Origin of the sequence: Pseudonocardia phyllosphaerae (assembly GCF_046546475.1) — a bacterium.
GTDB lineage: Bacteria > Actinomycetota > Actinomycetes > Mycobacteriales > Pseudonocardiaceae > Pseudonocardia > Pseudonocardia phyllosphaerae.
Genome location: NZ_JBKGXS010000001.1, coordinates 480981 through 497259, shown reverse-complemented (window position 1 = coordinate 497259; position 16279 = coordinate 480981). Strand labels below are relative to the sequence as shown.

Annotated in this window: 15 protein-coding genes; 3 read left to right on the top strand and 12 right to left on the bottom strand. The window is 74.4% G+C overall.

All coding sequences use genetic code 11. From position 1 onward, the window contains the following. Window positions 1-16: 16 nt before the first annotated feature. From ACLE50_RS02330 to ACLE50_RS02315, 4 genes are read right to left on the bottom strand one after another with little or no spacing between them, the layout of a single operon-like run. Entirely contained in the window at window positions 17-1483 is a 1467-nt protein-coding gene (locus tag ACLE50_RS02330) for a hypothetical protein (protein ID WP_410941660.1), read from the bottom strand. Between the two features lie 24 nt (window positions 1484-1507). After that, window positions 1508-1834: a hypothetical protein gene (locus ACLE50_RS02325; protein WP_410941659.1), complete on the bottom strand. Its 327-nt coding sequence runs from the start codon at window positions 1832-1834 to the stop codon at window positions 1508-1510. After that, entirely contained in the window at window positions 1831-2847 is a 1017-nt protein-coding gene (locus tag ACLE50_RS02320; RefSeq protein WP_410941658.1) for a P1 family peptidase, read from the bottom strand. Before ACLE50_RS02320 ends, ACLE50_RS02325 begins: the two co-directional genes overlap by 4 nt. 30 nt (window positions 2848-2877) lie before the next feature. Next, a complete protein-coding gene (locus tag ACLE50_RS02315; RefSeq protein WP_410941657.1) occupies window positions 2878-3906 on the bottom strand; it encodes a CPBP family glutamic-type intramembrane protease in 1029 nt (342 codons plus the stop codon). 132 nt (window positions 3907-4038) lie between these two features. Here ACLE50_RS02315 and ACLE50_RS02310 point away from each other — a divergent pair, with 132 nt between their 5' ends. After that, window positions 4039-5304, top strand: a complete 1266-nt coding sequence (locus tag ACLE50_RS02310) for a sensor histidine kinase (RefSeq protein WP_410941656.1) — start codon at window positions 4039-4041, stop codon at window positions 5302-5304. After that, window positions 5301-6011 carry a response regulator transcription factor gene (locus ACLE50_RS02305; protein WP_410941655.1) on the top strand — a complete coding sequence of 237 codons (711 nt, stop codon included), beginning with the start codon at window positions 5301-5303 and terminating at the stop codon, window positions 6009-6011. The genes ACLE50_RS02310 and ACLE50_RS02305 overlap by 4 nt, the downstream gene beginning before the upstream one ends. Window positions 6012-6058: 47 nt before the next feature. On the opposite strand, the gene ACLE50_RS02300 is transcribed toward ACLE50_RS02305, so the two are convergent. From ACLE50_RS02300 to mftF, 5 genes are all read right to left on the bottom strand, one after another. Further along, a complete protein-coding gene (locus ACLE50_RS02300) occupies window positions 6059-6856 on the bottom strand; it encodes an SRPBCC family protein (protein ID WP_410941654.1) in 798 nt (265 codons plus the stop codon). A 90-nt stretch (window positions 6857-6946) separates the two neighbouring features. Next, a complete protein-coding gene (locus tag ACLE50_RS02295) occupies window positions 6947-7798 on the bottom strand; it encodes an FAD binding domain-containing protein (RefSeq protein ID WP_410941653.1) in 852 nt (283 codons plus the stop codon). Then, the gene (locus ACLE50_RS02290) at window positions 7795-10281 is read right to left on the bottom strand and encodes a xanthine dehydrogenase family protein molybdopterin-binding subunit (protein WP_410941652.1); all 2487 of its coding nucleotides are present in this window, start codon (window positions 10279-10281) and stop codon (window positions 7795-7797) included. Before ACLE50_RS02290 ends, ACLE50_RS02295 begins: the two co-directional genes overlap by 4 nt. A gap of 1 nt (window position 10282) precedes the next feature. After that, on the bottom strand, window positions 10283-10813 hold the full coding sequence (locus ACLE50_RS02285) for a (2Fe-2S)-binding protein (RefSeq protein WP_410941651.1): 531 nt from the start codon (window positions 10811-10813) through the stop codon (window positions 10283-10285). A gap of 305 nt (window positions 10814-11118) precedes the next feature. Further along, window positions 11119-12636: a mycofactocin biosynthesis glycosyltransferase MftF gene (gene mftF, locus ACLE50_RS02280; RefSeq protein WP_410941650.1), complete on the bottom strand. Its 1518-nt coding sequence runs from the start codon at window positions 12634-12636 to the stop codon at window positions 11119-11121. Between the two features lie 73 nt (window positions 12637-12709). Here mftF and ACLE50_RS02275 point away from each other — a divergent pair, with 73 nt between their 5' ends. After that, entirely contained in the window at window positions 12710-13906 is a 1197-nt protein-coding gene (locus ACLE50_RS02275; protein WP_410941649.1) for an alkaline phosphatase family protein, read from the top strand. Window positions 13907-13946: 40 nt separating this feature from the next. Here ACLE50_RS02275 and ACLE50_RS02270 read toward each other — a convergent pair whose 3' ends face one another. The 3 genes from ACLE50_RS02270 to mftE form a co-directional block, all read right to left on the bottom strand. Further along, window positions 13947-14972: a zinc-binding dehydrogenase gene (locus ACLE50_RS02270; protein ID WP_410941648.1), complete on the bottom strand. Its 1026-nt coding sequence runs from the start codon at window positions 14970-14972 to the stop codon at window positions 13947-13949. A 5-nt stretch (window positions 14973-14977) separates the two neighbouring features. Further along, entirely contained in the window at window positions 14978-15304 is a 327-nt protein-coding gene (locus ACLE50_RS02265; RefSeq protein WP_410941647.1) for an antibiotic biosynthesis monooxygenase family protein, read from the bottom strand. 71 nt (window positions 15305-15375) lie between these two features. After that, a complete protein-coding gene (gene mftE / locus ACLE50_RS02260; protein WP_410941646.1) occupies window positions 15376-16083 on the bottom strand; it encodes a mycofactocin biosynthesis peptidyl-dipeptidase MftE in 708 nt (235 codons plus the stop codon). Between the last annotated feature and the right edge of the window lie 196 nt (window positions 16084-16279).

The following is a 16279-nucleotide window of genomic DNA, read 5'->3' as shown; positions in this document are numbered from 1 at the left end:
GCGGTCTCGGTGTCGCTCACGCGCCGCTCACCTCTCGCTCGGTGCTGTTCCGTTCCACCTCGACATCGGCGAGGGCCAGCAACAGGTCGGCGCCGCCGAACTCGGGGTCGTCGAGCACCGTGCCGTCGTCGACCGCCAGCAGCACCGACGGGTCGTGCTGGGTTCGGGCGGTCCCGATCCCGGTCCCGACGGCGTGCACCGCGCGCAGCGCGACCAGCTGGGCCACGTCGGTCCCGGACTCACGGGCCCGGCGCAGCGCCTCGGACAGCCGCACCGGCGACGCCGTGTCCTGCGGGAACACCGCCCCGGCGAGGCGCCACACGTCCTCCCCGAAGCGCTCGCGCGGCTGCGGGGCGAGCTCCGGGTCGGGCACCTCGGCGCCGAACGGGTCGCGGTCGGTCGGCGGGGTCAGCAGCGTCTCCACCAGCCCGCCGAGACTCGCCACCGACGGGTGCCGCAGCCCGGTCCCGGCGGCGAAGTACGCGGTCACCGGGTCCAGGGCCGCCTCGACGGTCAGCCCCAGCGACGGCTTGAGCAGCTGCCCGAACACGTCCACCGACGGCCGCACCGGACGGCCGGAGAACTGCTGGCGATCCTGCTCGGCGCGGAACGCGGTGCCCGCCTCCTGCAGCCGGGTCTGCAGCTGGGTGTGCCGCTGGATGCAGTCGTCGACGACGGCGACCAGCTCCGCGGCCTGCCGCCGCCTGCCGGGCTCGGTGGCCTCGTCGCGGGCGTCGGCGATGTTGGCCTTGATCATCGTCTCGGCGCGGTAGCGGCCCTCGATGTGGGTCAGCGCCTCGTTCAGCAACTCCGGGACGGCGTCGAGCCAGTCCACAGACCGGACGTCGCGCCGGGTGGCCTCGAGCTTGCGGCGCAACAGCTCGGCGTACTGCACGGTGCGGTAGCGGGCCTGCTCGGCGGCCAGCCGCGCGTCGCCGAGGCGGCCACGGACGATCAGCGTCTCCAGCTTGGTCTCCGCGGCCTCCTGGGCGGACTCGACGTCGGTGTCGAGTGCCCCGACCAGCACGTTGATCGCCTCGTCCGACGCGCGCAGGTACACCGAGCCGTCGGCGGCGGCGACCTCGACGAGCAGCTTGAAGTCGAACCGGCGGCGGACGTAGCGCCCCTGCTCGTCGGTGGTGCCGTACTCGACGGCGAAGCCGCGGTCGATGCTGCCGACGTTGATCAGGTTGTCGATCACCCAGCGGGCGACGCGCTCGTGCTCCTCGCGCGGGGCGTGCGGGACCTGCGCCCCGACGAAGGGCAGCAGCCGCCGCACGACCTCGGCGTGCCCGGCGCCGTGGTCGAAGTCCATGGCCAGGGTGACCTGGTCGATCGCCTGCAGCCCGATCTCGCCCATCTGGTAACCGGTGGCGTCCCACTCGAGGCGGCCCTTGCGGGCGTCGAGGTCGTGCAGCGGCGCCGTGCAGGCCAGGGCCTTCAGCCGGCGCGCCACTCCCTCGTCCGGGCTGGTGGTCGACACCCGGACGACTGTAGTTCGGCGCCCTCAGTCCGCGGAGCGGCCCTCGGAGCTGCCCGCGGAGCGGTCGGCGGCGATCAGCGCGGTCATCCGCAGCATCCGGCGGTCGTCGGCGGTGGAGACGGCGTCGAGCAGCCCCTCCAGCGTCGTGCAGTGCGTGTAGTGCCCGGACAGGAACGAGACCGTCCAGCCGTGGTCGTAGGCGCGGACCGCGATCCCGCGGGTGGCGTTCGAGATCGCGCGGGCGGCGGCCTCCTTGCGGCGCAGCCCGACCAGCCGGACCTCGTCCGGGTCCGGGGCCGGCTCGGGGCGCGGCGGGCGGGGCAGGCCGTGCCAGGGGTTCGGTGCGCTCACGTGACCTCCACCAGGGAGCGGTACGACGGCCGGTCCGGCGCCGGCTCGGCGGCGAGCAGGGCGTGCGCGACGGCGCGGGCGGTCACGTCGGCGACCGCGGCCTGCAGGGCGACCAGTCTCGCGTCGTCCGGGGCCGGGCCGGTGCCGGTGGCCAGTGCGAACGCGGTGTCGCCGTCGGTGATCGTGTGCACCGGGGAGATCGCGCGGGCCAGGCCGTCGTGGGCCAGGGTGGCGAGCCGGCTGCAGCCGACCTTGTCCAGTGTGGCGTCGGTGCCGACGACGACCAGCGTCGTCGCCGTCCCGAACGAGCGGACGTGCGCGGCGTAGGCCTCGGCGAGGCGGTCCCGGGCGGCACTGTCCAGAGCGGGGGCGCCCGGGGCGGGCGCGTCGAACTCGCCGGGGAACCCGTAGCGGGCGCCGAGCACCTCGCCGGTGCGCGGGTCCACGGCGGACCCGGCGGCGTTGAGGACGACGAGCGCGGCGACGGTGACCCCGGCGGGCAGCACGGCCGATGCGGTGCCGACCCCGCCGCGCAGCCCGCCCGCGACGGCACCGGTGCCCGCACCCACCGATCCCTGGCGCACCGGGCCGGGCGAGGCGTCGTCGTAGGCGGCGGTTCCGGTGTCCGCGGTGGGCCTGGCCTGCGGGTTCCCGCCGCGGCCGAGGTCGAACACCACCGCTGCCGGGACGATCGGGACGACCGCGCCGGGCACCGCGAAGCCCTCGCCGTCACGTTCGAGGCGGGCCATCACCCCGGACGCGGCGTCGAGGCCGTAGGCGCTGCCGCCGGACAGCGTGATCGCGTGGATCCGCGCCACCGTGGCCTGCGGGTCGAGCAGGTCGGTCTCCCGCGTGCCGGGGGCGGCGCCGCGCACGTCGACGCCGGCCGGGGCGCCTCCGGGCGGGGCGAGCACGACGGTCGTCCCGCTGCGCGCGCCCGGTCCGGACACGCCGGCGTGGCCGACCCGCAGGCCGGCCACGTCGGTCAGTCCGTTCGTCGGTCCCGGTTGCATGGGTTCCATCGTGCACCCGGACCCCGCCGGTCAGGACGTGGGGCAGGGCACATCGCCGCGCACCGGCTCGAGGAACCGCAGGCCGTGCGTGCGGCTCACCCACCAGGTCAGCCCCAGCGTGGCGACGACGGTCGCCGGCACCGACGCGACCAGCGACAGCGGGTCGAGCGTGCCACCGCCGAGGACGGCCGGGACGAACATGCCCGCCCCGACGGCGGCCAGGCTGGTCGCGGTGTGCGCGACGACCGCGAGCTCCACGCCACCGGTCTTCCAGACCAGGAAGCCGAGCGCGACCGCACAGACGGCGACGTCGACCGCGGCCGACCAGTCGGTCAGGTGCCCGGAGACGACCAGCGGCAGCGGCAGCATGATCGCCCAGAACGGCGCCCGCAGCCAGGTGCCCAGCGCCTGCTGCGGCAGTGCCCGCAGCGCGTACTCCTCCCCGGCGCACGCCGCCGGGACCAGCACCAGTGCGACGACGATCGCGGTCACCAGCGGGGTGGTGAGCACCGGCGCGGTCAGGTCCGGCGGCCCGAAGACCAGCAGGACGGCCGCGGTGCCCACGGCGTAGAGCGGGACCAGCACGGCCGCGGCCCGGGCGGCGAGGCCCCAGCGGAACCGGCCGGTGACGGAGTGGACGGTCCCGGCCCGGCCACCGCCCCAGCGGACGCCGAGCACGACGGCCGGGGCCAGCAGCGCGAGCGGCCCGAACACCACCGCCAGGTCGGCGGCGTTGCGCGGGTCGGGGATCCCCGACTCCGACAGCCGCAGCCAGTCGGGCCCGGCGAGCAGCGCCGCGGTCACGGCGACCCCGCCGACGAGGACGAGCAGGCCCACGTACACCAGCACCGTCGCGGCGACCGTGGCGAGCGGGCGCCACCAGTGCGCCGTCTCCGGTTCGCGGTGCGCGAGGCGGTGGTAGGCGAGCGGGGCCGCGGCCGGGGGCCGGCGGTTCCCGGTGCTGTGGATCTTCTCGGTGTTCCGGAGGTTCTCGGTGTCAGGGAGGTTCTCGGTGTCAGGGAGGTTCTCGGTGTCAGGGAGGTTCTCGGTGTTCGGCATGGCTACGACACTGCGCCGGACGGGCACCGTGGCGGATCGGCTCTCCGGCTCGTTCTCACCACACCGGACGGTCGACCCGTCTCGACCATAAGGACGATCCGGGCGACGGGTCGTAGCCCTAGGCTCCCGCCCGTGACCGGGACCGACACCTCCGGCGAGGCCGACACGGGAGACACGGGAGACACGGCCGCGGAGCACGCGCGGCGCCGGGCGTTCCGGCGGGCGGTGCTCATCTCGACGGTGTGCACGCTGGTCTGGGCCGTGTCGGTGTACTTCGACGTCTGGCTGAACGACAGGACCGGGCGCGGCAGCCACCCCGTCTTCTTCACCGTGGACGGGATCATCGGGCTCGCCGCCGCGGTCGCCGCGGGTCCGGTCCGGTCCCGCCGCACCCCGAACCTGGCCCTGGTCGCCGTCGGGTCCCTCAGCAACGGCGGGGGCGGCGCCGTCCTGGTCGGCCTGGTCCGGCTCGGGCGGCTGCGGTCGTGGCGGCTGGCCGCCGTCCTCGTCGCCTACACCGTGCTGGTCACCCTCGCGCGGGCGTGGGTGCGGTCGGCCGTCGGAGTCGACCCGGGAGGTGTCGGCCTGGATGTCGCGACGCTGGTGGCGATCCTGATGGCCGCCGGGTCCACCGCGCTGGCCCTGCTCTGGGGCGCGTTCCGCAGCTCCCGCGCCGCGTTGATCGAGTCCCTGCGCACCCGCGCCGAGCAGGCCGAGGCGGCCCGGGTCGCCGCCGTCCGGGGCCGGGAGGCCGACCTCGCCCGCACCCGCGCCGAGGAGCGCACCGCGATCGCCCGCGAGATGCACGACGACCTGTCCCACCAGCTGTCGATCATCGCGATGCACGCGGGCGCGCTGGCCTACCGCACGGACCTGCCGCCGGAGCAGGTGCGCGACACCGCCCGCACCGTCCGCGACGCGGCCGAGGACGCCAACGGCGTCCTGCGCCACGTGCTGTCCGCGCTGCGCACCGCCCCCGCCGACGGGGCGCTCGGCCCGGACACCGCCCCGCACCCGACCACGGAGACGACCACGACGCTGCTGGCCCGCGCCCGGGCCGACGGCCGCGTCGTCGTCGACCCGGACGGGATCGCGCCGGAGGACCTGCCGGTCACGGCCGCGACGGCGGCGGCGGTGCACCGCATCGTCGGGGAGCTGCTGGCCAACGCGGTCCGGCACGCCCCCGGCACCGTGGTCACACTGCGGTTCGACCGCTGCGGTGACGAGCTGGTCATCCATGCGGTCAACCCGGTCCCCGACGATGTCCCCCCGGCCCCCGGCGGTGGGCTCGGCCTGGTCGGGGTCCAGGAGCGGGCCCAGCTGCTCGGCGGGACCGCACGGCACGAACGGACCGGGAGCCGGTTCGAGGTGGAGGTACGGATTCCGTGGCGGACATGACCGAGGCGGACGTGAGCGAGCAGGAACCGGGAACACGGCCGGACGGGCCGGTGCGGGTGCTCGTCGTCGACGACGAGGCGCTGATGCGCACCGGGCTGCGGCTGATGGTCGACGGGGCCGAGGGCATCGTCGTCGTCGGGGAGGCCGCGGACGGCGCGGTGGCGGTGCGGCAGGTCGCCGCGCTCGACCCGGACGTCGTGCTGATGGACATCCGGATGCCCGGCACCGACGGGATCGCCGCGACCCGGGAGCTGCAGGGCAGCCGAGCGCGGGTCGTGGTGCTGACCGCGTTCGACACCGACGGCTACCTGCTGGAGGCGCTGCGCGCGGGCGCGGTGTCGTTCCTGCTGAAGGACTCGCCGCCGGAGGCCGTGGTCGGGGCGGTGCTCGACGCCGCGCACGGGCGGCCGTCGTTCTCGCCGTCGGTGCTGTCCCGGCTCGTCGGGCTGGCCGCGCAGGACCGCCCGGCGGCCGCCGTGCCGGAGAGCCCGGCGGAGACCGGGCCGCCGGAGGGCGTGACCGCCCGGGAGTGGGACGTGGGCCGGCTCGTCGCGGAGGGCCTGACCAACGCCGAGATCGCCGAGACGCTCTTCCTCGGCATGCCGACGGTGAAGACCCACCTGGGCAGCCTGTTCGCGAAGCTGCAGGTCACCAACCGGGTGCAGCTCGCCATCCGGGTGCTGGAGGCCGACGCAGGCGGCCGGTGACCCGGTGCGCGGGCGGCGCACCGGGTCACCGAGGGACTCTGTCCGGCCTACTCCTCGACGAGGATGATCTCGTCGTACTCGTCGTCGTCGCCACCGCCGCGCAGCCGCTTGACCACGAGGAACACCAGCAGCAGCGCGACCAGGCCGCCCAGCGCCGGCGCGACCCGCTTGAGCACCGGTGCGCCCGCGGAGTCGAGCAGGTCGATGGCCTCGACGCGGCCGGCCTGGGGCTGGGCCGGTGCCTTCGGCGTCGTCGGGGCCGCCGGGTCCGACGCGTGCGCCGCGGCCGCCGGAGCGGTCGGGGCGGTCTTCTCACCCGGGCCCGGCGGGACGACCGGGATCGGCGCGGTCTCGTCGTCGAGCGCGTGCTTCGGGCCGGAGCCCGAGCCGGACGAGCCGGGGCCGGTCAGCTTCTCCGCCACGCAGGACGAGAACTGGCTGATGATCTTGTCGGCGACGTCGGAGATCACGCCGCGGCCGAACTGCGCCGGGCGCCCGGTCACCGTCATGTCGGTGGCCATCGTGACCGAGGTCTTGTCCGGGCCGTCGGCGACCATCGTGCCGGTGACCGTGGCCTTGGCCGTTCCGTTGCCGCGGGCGTCGCGGCCGGAGGCCTCGATGACGACCTTGTGGTTGGCCTCGTCGCGCTCGACGTAGGTGCCCTTGCCCTTGTAGGTCAGGGAGATCGGGCCGAGCTTGACCTTGACGGTGCCCTGGAAGGAGTCACCCTCGTACTCGGTGAGCGTCGCGCCGGGGAAGCACGGGGCGACGGTCTCCGGGTCGTTGAGGGCCTTCCAGGCGTCCTCGATCGGCGCCGCGATCGTGAACTTGTTCTCCAGCTGCATGGGGTGTCGAGCCTCCTCGAAGGGCCGTGAAACGAGCGGGGCGCCCGTCCCGGGAGAACAGGCGCCCCGTCCGAAGTGCGTCGTCGGTACTCAGCCGGCGGCGGCCAGCACCGCACGTCCGGTCAGCACCTTCGCCAGGTGCTCACGGTAGTCGGACGCGGCGTCGGCGTCACTCGGAGCGGCCGTGCCCTCCAGGGCGTGTTCGGCCGCCGCCTTCGCGACGTCGATGTCCGCCGACTTCCCCACCAGCGCCTGCTCCACACCGGACGCGCGGATCGGTGTGTTGCCCATGTTGGTGAGCCCGACGCGGGCCTCGGTGATCGTGCCGCCGTCGACCTTCAGTGCGACGGCGATCGCCACCATCGACCAGGCCTGCGCGGTCCGGTTGAACTTCTCGTAGTGCGACTTCCAGCCGCCGAACTTCGGGAAGCGCACCATCGTGAGGATCTCGTCCTCGCCGATCGCGGTGGTGAAGTAGTCCTGGAAGAAGTCCGCGGCGCGGATCAGCCGGGTCCCCTTCGGACCGAGGACGACGAACTCGGCGTCCAGCGCCAGCGCGACCGCACCGAGGTCACCGGCCGGGTCGGCGTGCGCGAGTGCACCGCCGAGCGTGCCGCGGTGACGGACCTGCGGGTCGGCGACGGTCGCGGTGGCCTTCGCGAGCAGCTCCACCTGCTCGTTCACCAGGTCGTCGCGCACGACGTCGTGGTGGGTGGCCATCGAGCCGATCATGACGTAGTCGTCGTCGGCTCCGATCCGGCGCAGCTCCGGGATCCCGCCCAGGTCGATCACCGTGGACGGTGCCGCCATCCGCAGCCGCAGCACCGGCAGCAGGCTCTGCCCGCCGGCGAGGATCTTGGCGTCCTCCCCGGCCTCGGCCAGCGCCGACACGGCCTCGGTCAGCGACGCGGGCCGCACGTAGTCGAACTTCGCGGGGATCACTGGACCTCACCCTTCGGGTTGTTCGGGTCGATCGAACCCAGGCCGGCGCCGGGCGAGTGCGTGTCCGACGGGGTCTGCTCGGGGTTCTTCCCCTTCGCGAGCTGCAGAGCCCGCCAGACCCGCTGCGAGGTCGTCGGCATCTCGATGTCGTCGACGCCGAGGTGGCGGACCGCGTCGAGCACGCCGTTGACGATCGCCGGGGTGGAGGCGATGGTGCCCGCCTCCCCGACGCCCTTGACGCCCAGCGGGTTGGTGGTCGACGGCGTCGAGACCGTCTCGGTGGTGAAGCTCGGCAGGTCCGCCGCCGAGGGCAGCGTGTAGTCGACGAACGTGGCGTTGACCAGGGTGCCCTGGTCGTCGTAGTTCGCCTCCTCGAACAGTGCCTGCGCGATGCCCTGCGCCAGGCCGCCGTGCACCTGCCCCTCGACGATCAGCGGGTTGATCACCGTGCCGATGTCGTCGACGCAGACGTAGCGGCGCAGGGTCACCCGGCCGGTCTCGGTGTCGACCTCCATCGCACACAGGTGCGTGCCGTGCGGGTAGGAGAAGTTCTCCGGGTCGAACACCGACTCCGAGTCCAGCGAGGGCTCCATGCCCTCCGGGTAGTCGTGCGCCATGAACGTGGCGAAGGCGATCTCCTGGATCGTCTTTCCCTGGTCGGTGCCCTTGACCGAGAACCGGCCCGCCTCGAACTCGAGGTCGTCCTCGGAGGCCTCCAGCAGGTGTGCGGCGATCCTCTTCGCCTTCTCGATGACCTTGTCCGCAGCGTTGACGATCGCGATGCCGCCGACGGCCAGCGAGCGCGAGCCATAGGTGTCGAGGCCCTTCGGCGAGACCTGGGTGTCGCCGTGCAGGATCTCGACGTCGTCGAACCCGACGCCCAGCTTGTCCGCGACGATCTGGGAGAACGCGGTCTCGTGGCCCTGGCCGTGCGCCGAGGTGCCGGTGGTGACCTCGACCTGGCCGGTGGCGAGCATCCGGATGCTCGCCGCCTCCCAGCCGCCTGCGCCGTAGTCCAGCGAGCCCAGCACCCGGGACGGCGCGAGGCCGCACATCTCGGTGAACGTCGAGATGCCGATGCCGAGCTGGACCGGGTCGCCGTTGCGGCGGCGCTCCTCCTGCTCGCGGCGCAGACCGGCGTAGTCGAAGAGCTCCATGGCCCGGTCGGTGGCCTGCTCGTAGTTCCCGGTGTCGTAGGTCAGCCCGACGACGGTGGTGAACGGGAACTCGTCGTGGTTGATCCAGTTCTGCTCGCGCAGCTCCATCGGGTCGCGGCCCAGCTCGGCGGCGACCTCGTCCATCATCCGCTCGATCGCGAACGTCGCCTCGGGCCGCCCGGCGCCGCGGTAGGCGTCGGTCAGCGTCTTGTTGGTGAAGACGTTGGAGCAGGTGAACTTCAGCGCCGGGATCTTGTAGATCGCGTTGAACATGAACGCGCCCAGGATCGGCACACCCGGGCCGACCAGCCCCAGGTAGGCGCCCATGTCGGCGTAGAGGTGGATGTCGAAGCCGGTGATCGTGCCGTCCTTGCGGACCGACATCACCAGGTCCTGGATCTGGTCCCGGGAGTGGTGCGCGGTGAGCATGCACTCGCTGCGGGTCTCGGTCCACTTGATCGGCCGGTTCAGCTTCTGCGCCAGCAGGACGCAGAGCATCTCCTCGGGCAGCACGCCGATCTTGCCGCCGAAACCGCCGCCGACGTCCGGGGCGATCACCCGCAGCTTGGACTCCGGCACGCCGAGGGTCACCGTGGTCATCGTGCGCAGGATGTGCGGCACCTGGGTGGCCGACCAGATGGTGATCTGCTCGCCGGTCGGGTCGACGACGCAGGAGCGGGGCTCCATGAAGCCGGGGATCAGGCGCTGCTGCCGGAACCGCCGCCGGACGACGACCTGGTCCGGGTCGGACTCGGCCGCGGCGATCGCGTCGTCGACGTTCTCGCCGGTGCCGGCGGCCGCGGAGTCGAAGACCCAGGTCGCGGACACGTTCGAGCCGAGGTCGGGGTGGACGAGATCGGCGCCGTCCTGGGCGGCGGCCTCCATGTCGAGCACCGGGTCGAGCGGCTCGTAGTCGACCTCGACGAGCTCGGCGGCGTCGCGCGCCGCGGCCGCGGACCGGGCGACGACGACGGCGACGCCCTCGCCGGAGAAGTTGACCCGGCCCAGCGCGAGCACCGGGCGCTGCGGGGCCTTCTGGTCCGGGGTGATCGGCCAGGCGCACGGCATGCCGACGCCCTCGGCGTCGAGGTCGGCGGCGGTGAACACGCCGTGCACACCGGGCGCGGACTCCGCCTCGGACTTGTCGATCGAGGTGATCGTGGCGCGGGCGATCGTCGAGCGGACGACCGCGATGTGCAGGGTGCCCTGCGGGGTGATCGAGTCGGTGTAGCGGGACCGCCCGGTGATGAGGCGCTCGTCCTCCTTGCGGACGCGGGCGCGACCGATCTCCGGGTTCGGCGTGGTGGGTTCGGCGGTCGTGGTCAACTCAGTTCCCTCCCGCGCTCACGGGCAGCGCCGTGTCGGCGGCGGACTCGGTCCGCGCGGCCGCACCGGGCTTCATGTTCTGCGCCGCGGACTGCACCGCGCGGACGATGTTCTGGTAGCCGGTACAGCGGCAGAGGTTGCCCTCGATGCCCTCGCGGACCTCCTGCTCGTCGGGGTCGGGGTTGTCCCCGAGCAGATCCACCGCGGCCATGATCATTCCGGGGGTGCAGTAGCCGCACTGCAGGCCGTGGCACTCGCGGAAGGCCTCCTGGACGGGGTGCAGCTGCCCGTCACGGGCCAGGCCCTCGATGGTGGTGACCTCACCGCCGTCGGCCTGGACGGCGAGCACGGAGCAGGACTTCACACTCTGCCCGTTCAGGTGGACGGTGCAGGCACCGCAGTTGCTGGTATCGCAGCCGATCAGCGTCCCCGTCTTGCCCAACGTCTCCCGCAGGTACTGGGCGAGCAACAAGCGGGGTTCGACGTCGTCGGCGTAGTTCACGCCGTCGACGGTGACCCGGACCTCTGTCATGGACTCTCACTCCTCGTCGAGGCGACGCGCCTGGGAGCGCCGTCAGAGCTGTGGCGGCGCCCACATCACACGCCCGATCTTCGTGTGAGGCAAGGCACTCGGCGACCCAGCACGGAGCCCCGTCACGCCGGTCCGCACGCCGCTCCTCGGCGATTCCGGCGGGTTCTCCGCAGCCGCGGAAACACTCGTAGAGCCATCCCGCAGAATCGGATCCGGAACGCAACGGGAATCACCCGGTCGGAGCACGCCGGTCGGAGCGTTGAGCGGGCCTCATCTGAGGTGAGGCTCACCTATGTTTCTGCTGGTCAGGCGGGTTTCCGGGCGCCGCCGGGCCGGTGCCGACGAGCCGGTCCGGACGGGCGCAGCGGCGCGAGGGTCCGGTGCCGCGCCGCGCCCCACCAGAGCCCGGCGCCGTAGCCGAGGTCGTCGGCGCGGTGGGCGAGCACGTAGCGCAGCAGGCCGAGCCGGACGCGCGGGTCGGCGGCGCGGTGGACCCACCGGTCGGCGAGGCCCTCGGCGAGCGCGGCCACCGCGACCGCCCGCCGGGCCCGCGCCGAGAACGGCAGCGCGAGCATCGCGACCGGCCAGAAGTGCCGGGTGAGCGCGGACGCGGTCTGCCAGAGCGCGCCCTGCAGCCCGAGCAGGGTGAGGTGCGCGGCCGTCCGGCGCGGGCGCTCGAGCCGGGTGAGCTTGCGGGACAGGCGTTCTGCGGCGGACACCGACACCGCGACGGCGGCGAGCGTCGTGCTGCGGCGCTGGGCGAGCAGCAGCAGGCAGACCGCGGCGCTCCACGGCGAGAGCACCATCGGCGGCACCGCCCCCGGGTGCCGGCGGGCGAGCGGGGCCGCGCCGGTGCCGTAGAAGGCCTTGCGGCGCAGCCACTGGGTGGGGGCGGTGCGGTGGTCGTGCGCGACCCGGGACGCGGGCTCGAAGCGCATCGCCCAGCCGGCGTCGTGCAGGCGCAGGACGAGGTCGACGTCCTCGGCCACGTGCATGCCCGGGTCGAACGCGGTGTCCCCGACCGCGGCGGTGCGCACGAGCATCGCCGCGCTCGGCACGTAGGCGACCCGGGATCGCGGCACGATCAGGGCGGGGTCGGTGCCGAGGTCGAGCGAGGAACGCAGCGCCTCGTAGCGCCCGACCGTGGTGCGCAGCCTCTGCGGGTCCAGGGCCACGATCCGCGGCGCGACGAGCGCGACGGCCGGGTCGGCGAGGTGGTCGAGCAGCGGCTCCAGCCAGCCCGGCTCGGGGACGACGTCGGAGTCGAGGAACACCACGTACGGCGTGGTGGCGGCGGCCAGACCGGTGTTGCGGGCGGCCGCGGGGCCGCGCGACCGCTCGTGCCGCAGCACCCGGCCACCGGCGGCGCCGACGCTGCGCCGCAGCGGTTCCGGGTCGGCCGAGCCGTCGTCGACGACGACCAGGCCGCCGAGGCAGGCGACTCCGAGCGCGGCCAGCAGCCGGTCGAGCGGCCGGTCCTTCACCGGGACGACGACGGTGACCTGCGCCGGGGTCACGCCCCCGGGCAGGCCGGCCGGGACCGGGTTCGCCAGGCCGGCGTCGAGCAGGGTGCGGGCCAGCGCACGGTGCGTCGGCGAGGTGACCACCAGCTCCGCACCCGGGGTGGGCAGCAGCGCGCGGGCGGTCGCGGACAGGTGCACCAGCCGGGGCGGTGCGCCGCCGACCAGGACCGCGCCGCCGTCGATCCGGCGGGTGCGGCGGTCGAGCACGACGCGGAAGCCGTCCGGGAGCCGCCGGTCCGCCGGGCCCGCAGGCTCGGTGTCTCTGCGGGTCGCGTCTCTGCGGGGCGCGGCGGCGGTCACCGGGGCAGCCTCGCACTGCCGGGCCGCGCACGTCGATTGCTGCTCCCCGGCGGGCGAGGGGAGGCTGACGGGCATGGCCGACGTCCTGCCCCGCTACGGCTCCGCGACCCTGGCCGACGTCCTGCCCTCGGTGCTGGCGGCGCTGGGGGCACCGCTGTCGGAGGCCGCACCCGCGTTCGGCCTGCCACCGGCGCGGGCGGCGGTGGTGCTGCTCGTCGACGGGCTCGGGTCCGAGCTGCTGCGCGCCCACGCCGCCGACGCTCCGGTGCTGGCCGGGCTGGCCGACGCGGGCCCGCTGACCGTGGGCTTCCCGTCGACGACGCCGATCAGCCTCACCTCGCTCGGCACCGGGCTGCCACCGGGCGCGCACGGCACGCTGGGCCTGAAGTTCCGGGTCGACGGCGAGCTGCTCGACGCGCTCGGCTGGTCGTCGGGCCGCCGGGACCTGCGGGAGAAGCTCGTCCCGGAGCGGGTGCAGCCGGAGCCGACGGCGCTGGAGCGGGCGGAGGCCGCCGGGGTCGCGGTGCGGTCGGTGTCGCCACGGGAGTTCGCGACGTCCGGGCTCACCCGCTCCGGGCTGCGCGGCGGCGAGTACCGGGGCACGGTCGCGCTCGGCGACGTCGTCGCGGAGGTCCTGGCCGGGGTGGGCGCCGGCCGCATGAACGCCGGCCGCATGAACGCCGGCCGCGTGAACACTGCCGGGGTGGGCGCCACCCCCGGCCCGGCGCTGGTCTACGCCTACCTCGCCGACCTGGACAAGGTCGGCCACGTCTACGGGCCGGGGACGCCGGCCTGGCGCTGGCAGCTCCGCCAGATCGACGCGCTGGCCGGGATGCTGCTCGACGCGCTGCCGCCCGGCACCCTGCTCGCGGTCACCGGCGACCACGGGATGATCACCGTCGACGAGCCCGTCGACGCCGACACCCGCCCCGAGCTGACCGACGGCGTCGCACTGCTCGGCGGGGACCCGCGGGCCCGGCACGTCTACACCCGCCCCGGCGCCACCGGTGACGTACTGGCCGCGTGGCGGGCCGCGCTCGGCGACGACGCCGCCGTCGTGACCCGGGACGAGGCGGTCGCGCAGGGCTGGTTCGGCCCGACCGAGGACCGGGTGCTCGACCGGATCGGCGACGTCGTCGCGGCGATGCGGGGCACGGCCGCGGTGATCCGGTCCGAGGCCGAGCCGCATCTGTCGTCGTTCCCGGGACAGCACGGCTCGTTCACCTCCGCCGAGCAGCTGGTGCCGCTGCTGGTGGCACCGCCGGCCTGACGGCCGCCCTGCACACCCCGCGCGTCCTCTACTCGCGCAGCTACTCGCGCAGCGCGACCGAGACGTGCCCGTGGTGCCTGCCGGCCAGCAGGTCGGCCAGCGCCTGCGGGACGTCGTCGACGTCGCCCTCGACGACGGTGTGCGGGAAGACCATGCCCTCGCCGAGCCAGCCCGCGAACAGCGCGGGCCACTCCGCGGTCACGTGCAGGGCGTGGGCCAGCGCGAAACCGCGGATCGTGAGCCCCTTCATGATCGCGGACCCGGTGTCGAGCCGCGGCCACGCCGCCCCGGACTGCTGGGTGGCCAGCGCGCCGCCCACCGCGACCCGGGCGAACGGCGCGGCGACGGCGACGGCCGCCTCGAACTGGACCCCGCCGACGAGGTCCAGGTACACGGAGATGCCGTCCGGGGCCGCGGCGCGCAGGTTCCCGGCCAGGTCGTCGTCGCGGTGGTTCACGGCCGCGTCGAAGCCGAGATCGGTGGTCAGCAGCCGGCACTTGTCCGCCGATCCGGCCGTCCCGATCACCCGGTCCGCGCCGAGCCGGCGCGCGATCTGCCCGGCCAGCGAGCCGACACCACCCGCGGCGCCGGAGACGAGCACGACGTCGCCCGGCCCGACCCGGGCGATGTCGCGGACGCCGTAGAGCGCGGTGGACCCGTTCGGCGTCGCCAGGTGGTACTCCGGGGCGGGCAGCAGCGCCGGGTCGAGCACCTGCACGTCATCGGCCGCGAGGTCGGCGTAGCCGGCCCACGGGCCCCAGTAGGAGACCTGGGCGCCGACCGGCACGGCGTCGTCACCGCTCGCGACGACGGTGCCGACGGCGGGCCCGACCGGCGGCTCGCCGAGCGCGAACGGTGGCAGCGGCAGGTTGCCTCCGGCGTCCATGCGTTCCCGCATGACCGCGGCGACGCCGAGGTGGCCGGTCCGGACGAGCACGTGCCCGGGCTCCGGCACCGCCACCGGGACCTCGGTGACCCGGAAGTTCGCGGCGGTCGGCGGGCCGTCCGGCCGGGAGTCGAGCAGGACGGCACGGGTGCGGTGCGGGATGTCCCCTCCGGCGGGCACGGCGGTCATTCCTGCCCTTCGAGGGTGAGCGCGGGCCGGTAGAGACCGGTGTTGTGTACCGCGCGCATGAGTGGCTCCGCCCCCGGACGGCGGGCCGCGGCCTGCATCTCGGGGTTGGCGGCGGCGTCGCGCCATGCCTGCTCGCTGTCCCAGTGCGCGACGTTGACCAGCTGGAACCGCGTCTCCCCGGACACCGCCTCGTGCAGCTGGGCCCCTCGGAAGCCGGGCGCGGCCGCCATGATCCGGGAGAGCTCGGCCCAGCTCTCCTTGAACGCGGGCACGTCGTCGCGCGGGATCTCGAACACGTTGATGAAGGTCGTCGTCTCGGTCATATACCGACGATAACCAACTTACCGGTGATAAGTCACGGCATCGGTGGGCCCGGTTCACCGGCGATGCCGGGTCAGCGCGGGTGGAGGCGGCCGGTGTCCGGGTCGGGATCCCACGCGGTCAGAGCACCCGCGGCGGCCGCGACGACCGCGTCGAACACTGCACGCCCCTCGCCTGCACCGGCCGCCGTGGGATCACCGAGTACGCCGTTCGGGCTGACCGCGGCGACACCACCAGCCCGCAGCTGTTCCATGACCTCGCGCAGCGGCCGGGTCTCCCCCGACTCGGCGCGGTCGCCACGCACCAGGCCGGGACCGAGGTGGTGCAGCAGCGACGTCTCGTAACGGCCGGCGTGCGCGTCGAGCGGCACCCCGTCGACGGGTGCCGCGCACGGCAGCCAGGCGGCGTCACGGCCCTCGTACCGCAGCAGCGTGGTCGCCGCCCGCAGCGCGGCGACGTTGCCGCCGTGCCCGTTGAGGAACATCAGCCGCGACGCCCAGCGGCAGGCCGAGCGGCCGTACTCGACGAGCACGGTGCGCAGCGCGTCCTCGCCGATCGAGATGGTGCCGGGGAAGCCCTCGTGCTCGCCTGCGGCGCCGTAGGGCAGGGCGGGGGCGAGCACCAGCGAGGGGACGGCGTCGTGCAGGGCGGCGCCGACGGCCGTCGCGACCAGGGTGTCGGTGCCCAGCGGCAGATGCGGGCCGTGCTGCTCGGTGGAGCCGATCGGGACGACGAGCGTGCCACCGGACACCTCGGCCCAGGTCGCCTCAGCCAGGAGCACCGGTGCCCACCTCGCTCGTACCGCTCCGCAGGGTCCTCGCGATCCTGCCGCGCCCGCCGGTCGCGTCCTCCGGCAGGCACCCTCCTCGGGCACGATCTGTTTCGCAGAAGTGAACCGGAATACGAACAGATGAATTCACGACGGCGTCCCATGCATTGCCGGCGACCGGTCGACGCCAAGCGAGTGTGAGGAGCAT

Bases quoted from the DNA above. Each gene is read 5' to 3' on its own strand.
- ACLE50_RS02320 (WP_410941658.1), bottom strand. From the start codon at position 2,847: ATGCAACCGGGACCGACGAACGGACTGACCGACGTGGCCGGCCTGCGG.
- ACLE50_RS02315 (WP_410941657.1), bottom strand. From the start codon at position 3,906: ATGCCGAACACCGAGAACCTCCCTGACACCGAGAACCTCCCTGACACC.
- ACLE50_RS02305 (WP_410941655.1), top strand. From the start codon at position 5,301: ATGACCGAGGCGGACGTGAGCGAGCAGGAACCGGGAACACGGCCGGAC.
- ACLE50_RS02300 (WP_410941654.1), bottom strand. From the start codon at position 6,856: ATGCAGCTGGAGAACAAGTTCACGATCGCGGCGCCGATCGAGGACGCC.
- ACLE50_RS02285 (WP_410941651.1), bottom strand. From the start codon at position 10,813: ATGACAGAGGTCCGGGTCACCGTCGACGGCGTGAACTACGCCGACGAC.
- ACLE50_RS02275 (WP_410941649.1), top strand. From the start codon at position 12,710: ATGGCCGACGTCCTGCCCCGCTACGGCTCCGCGACCCTGGCCGACGTC.
- ACLE50_RS02265 (WP_410941647.1), bottom strand. From the start codon at position 15,304: ATGACCGAGACGACGACCTTCATCAACGTGTTCGAGATCCCGCGCGAC.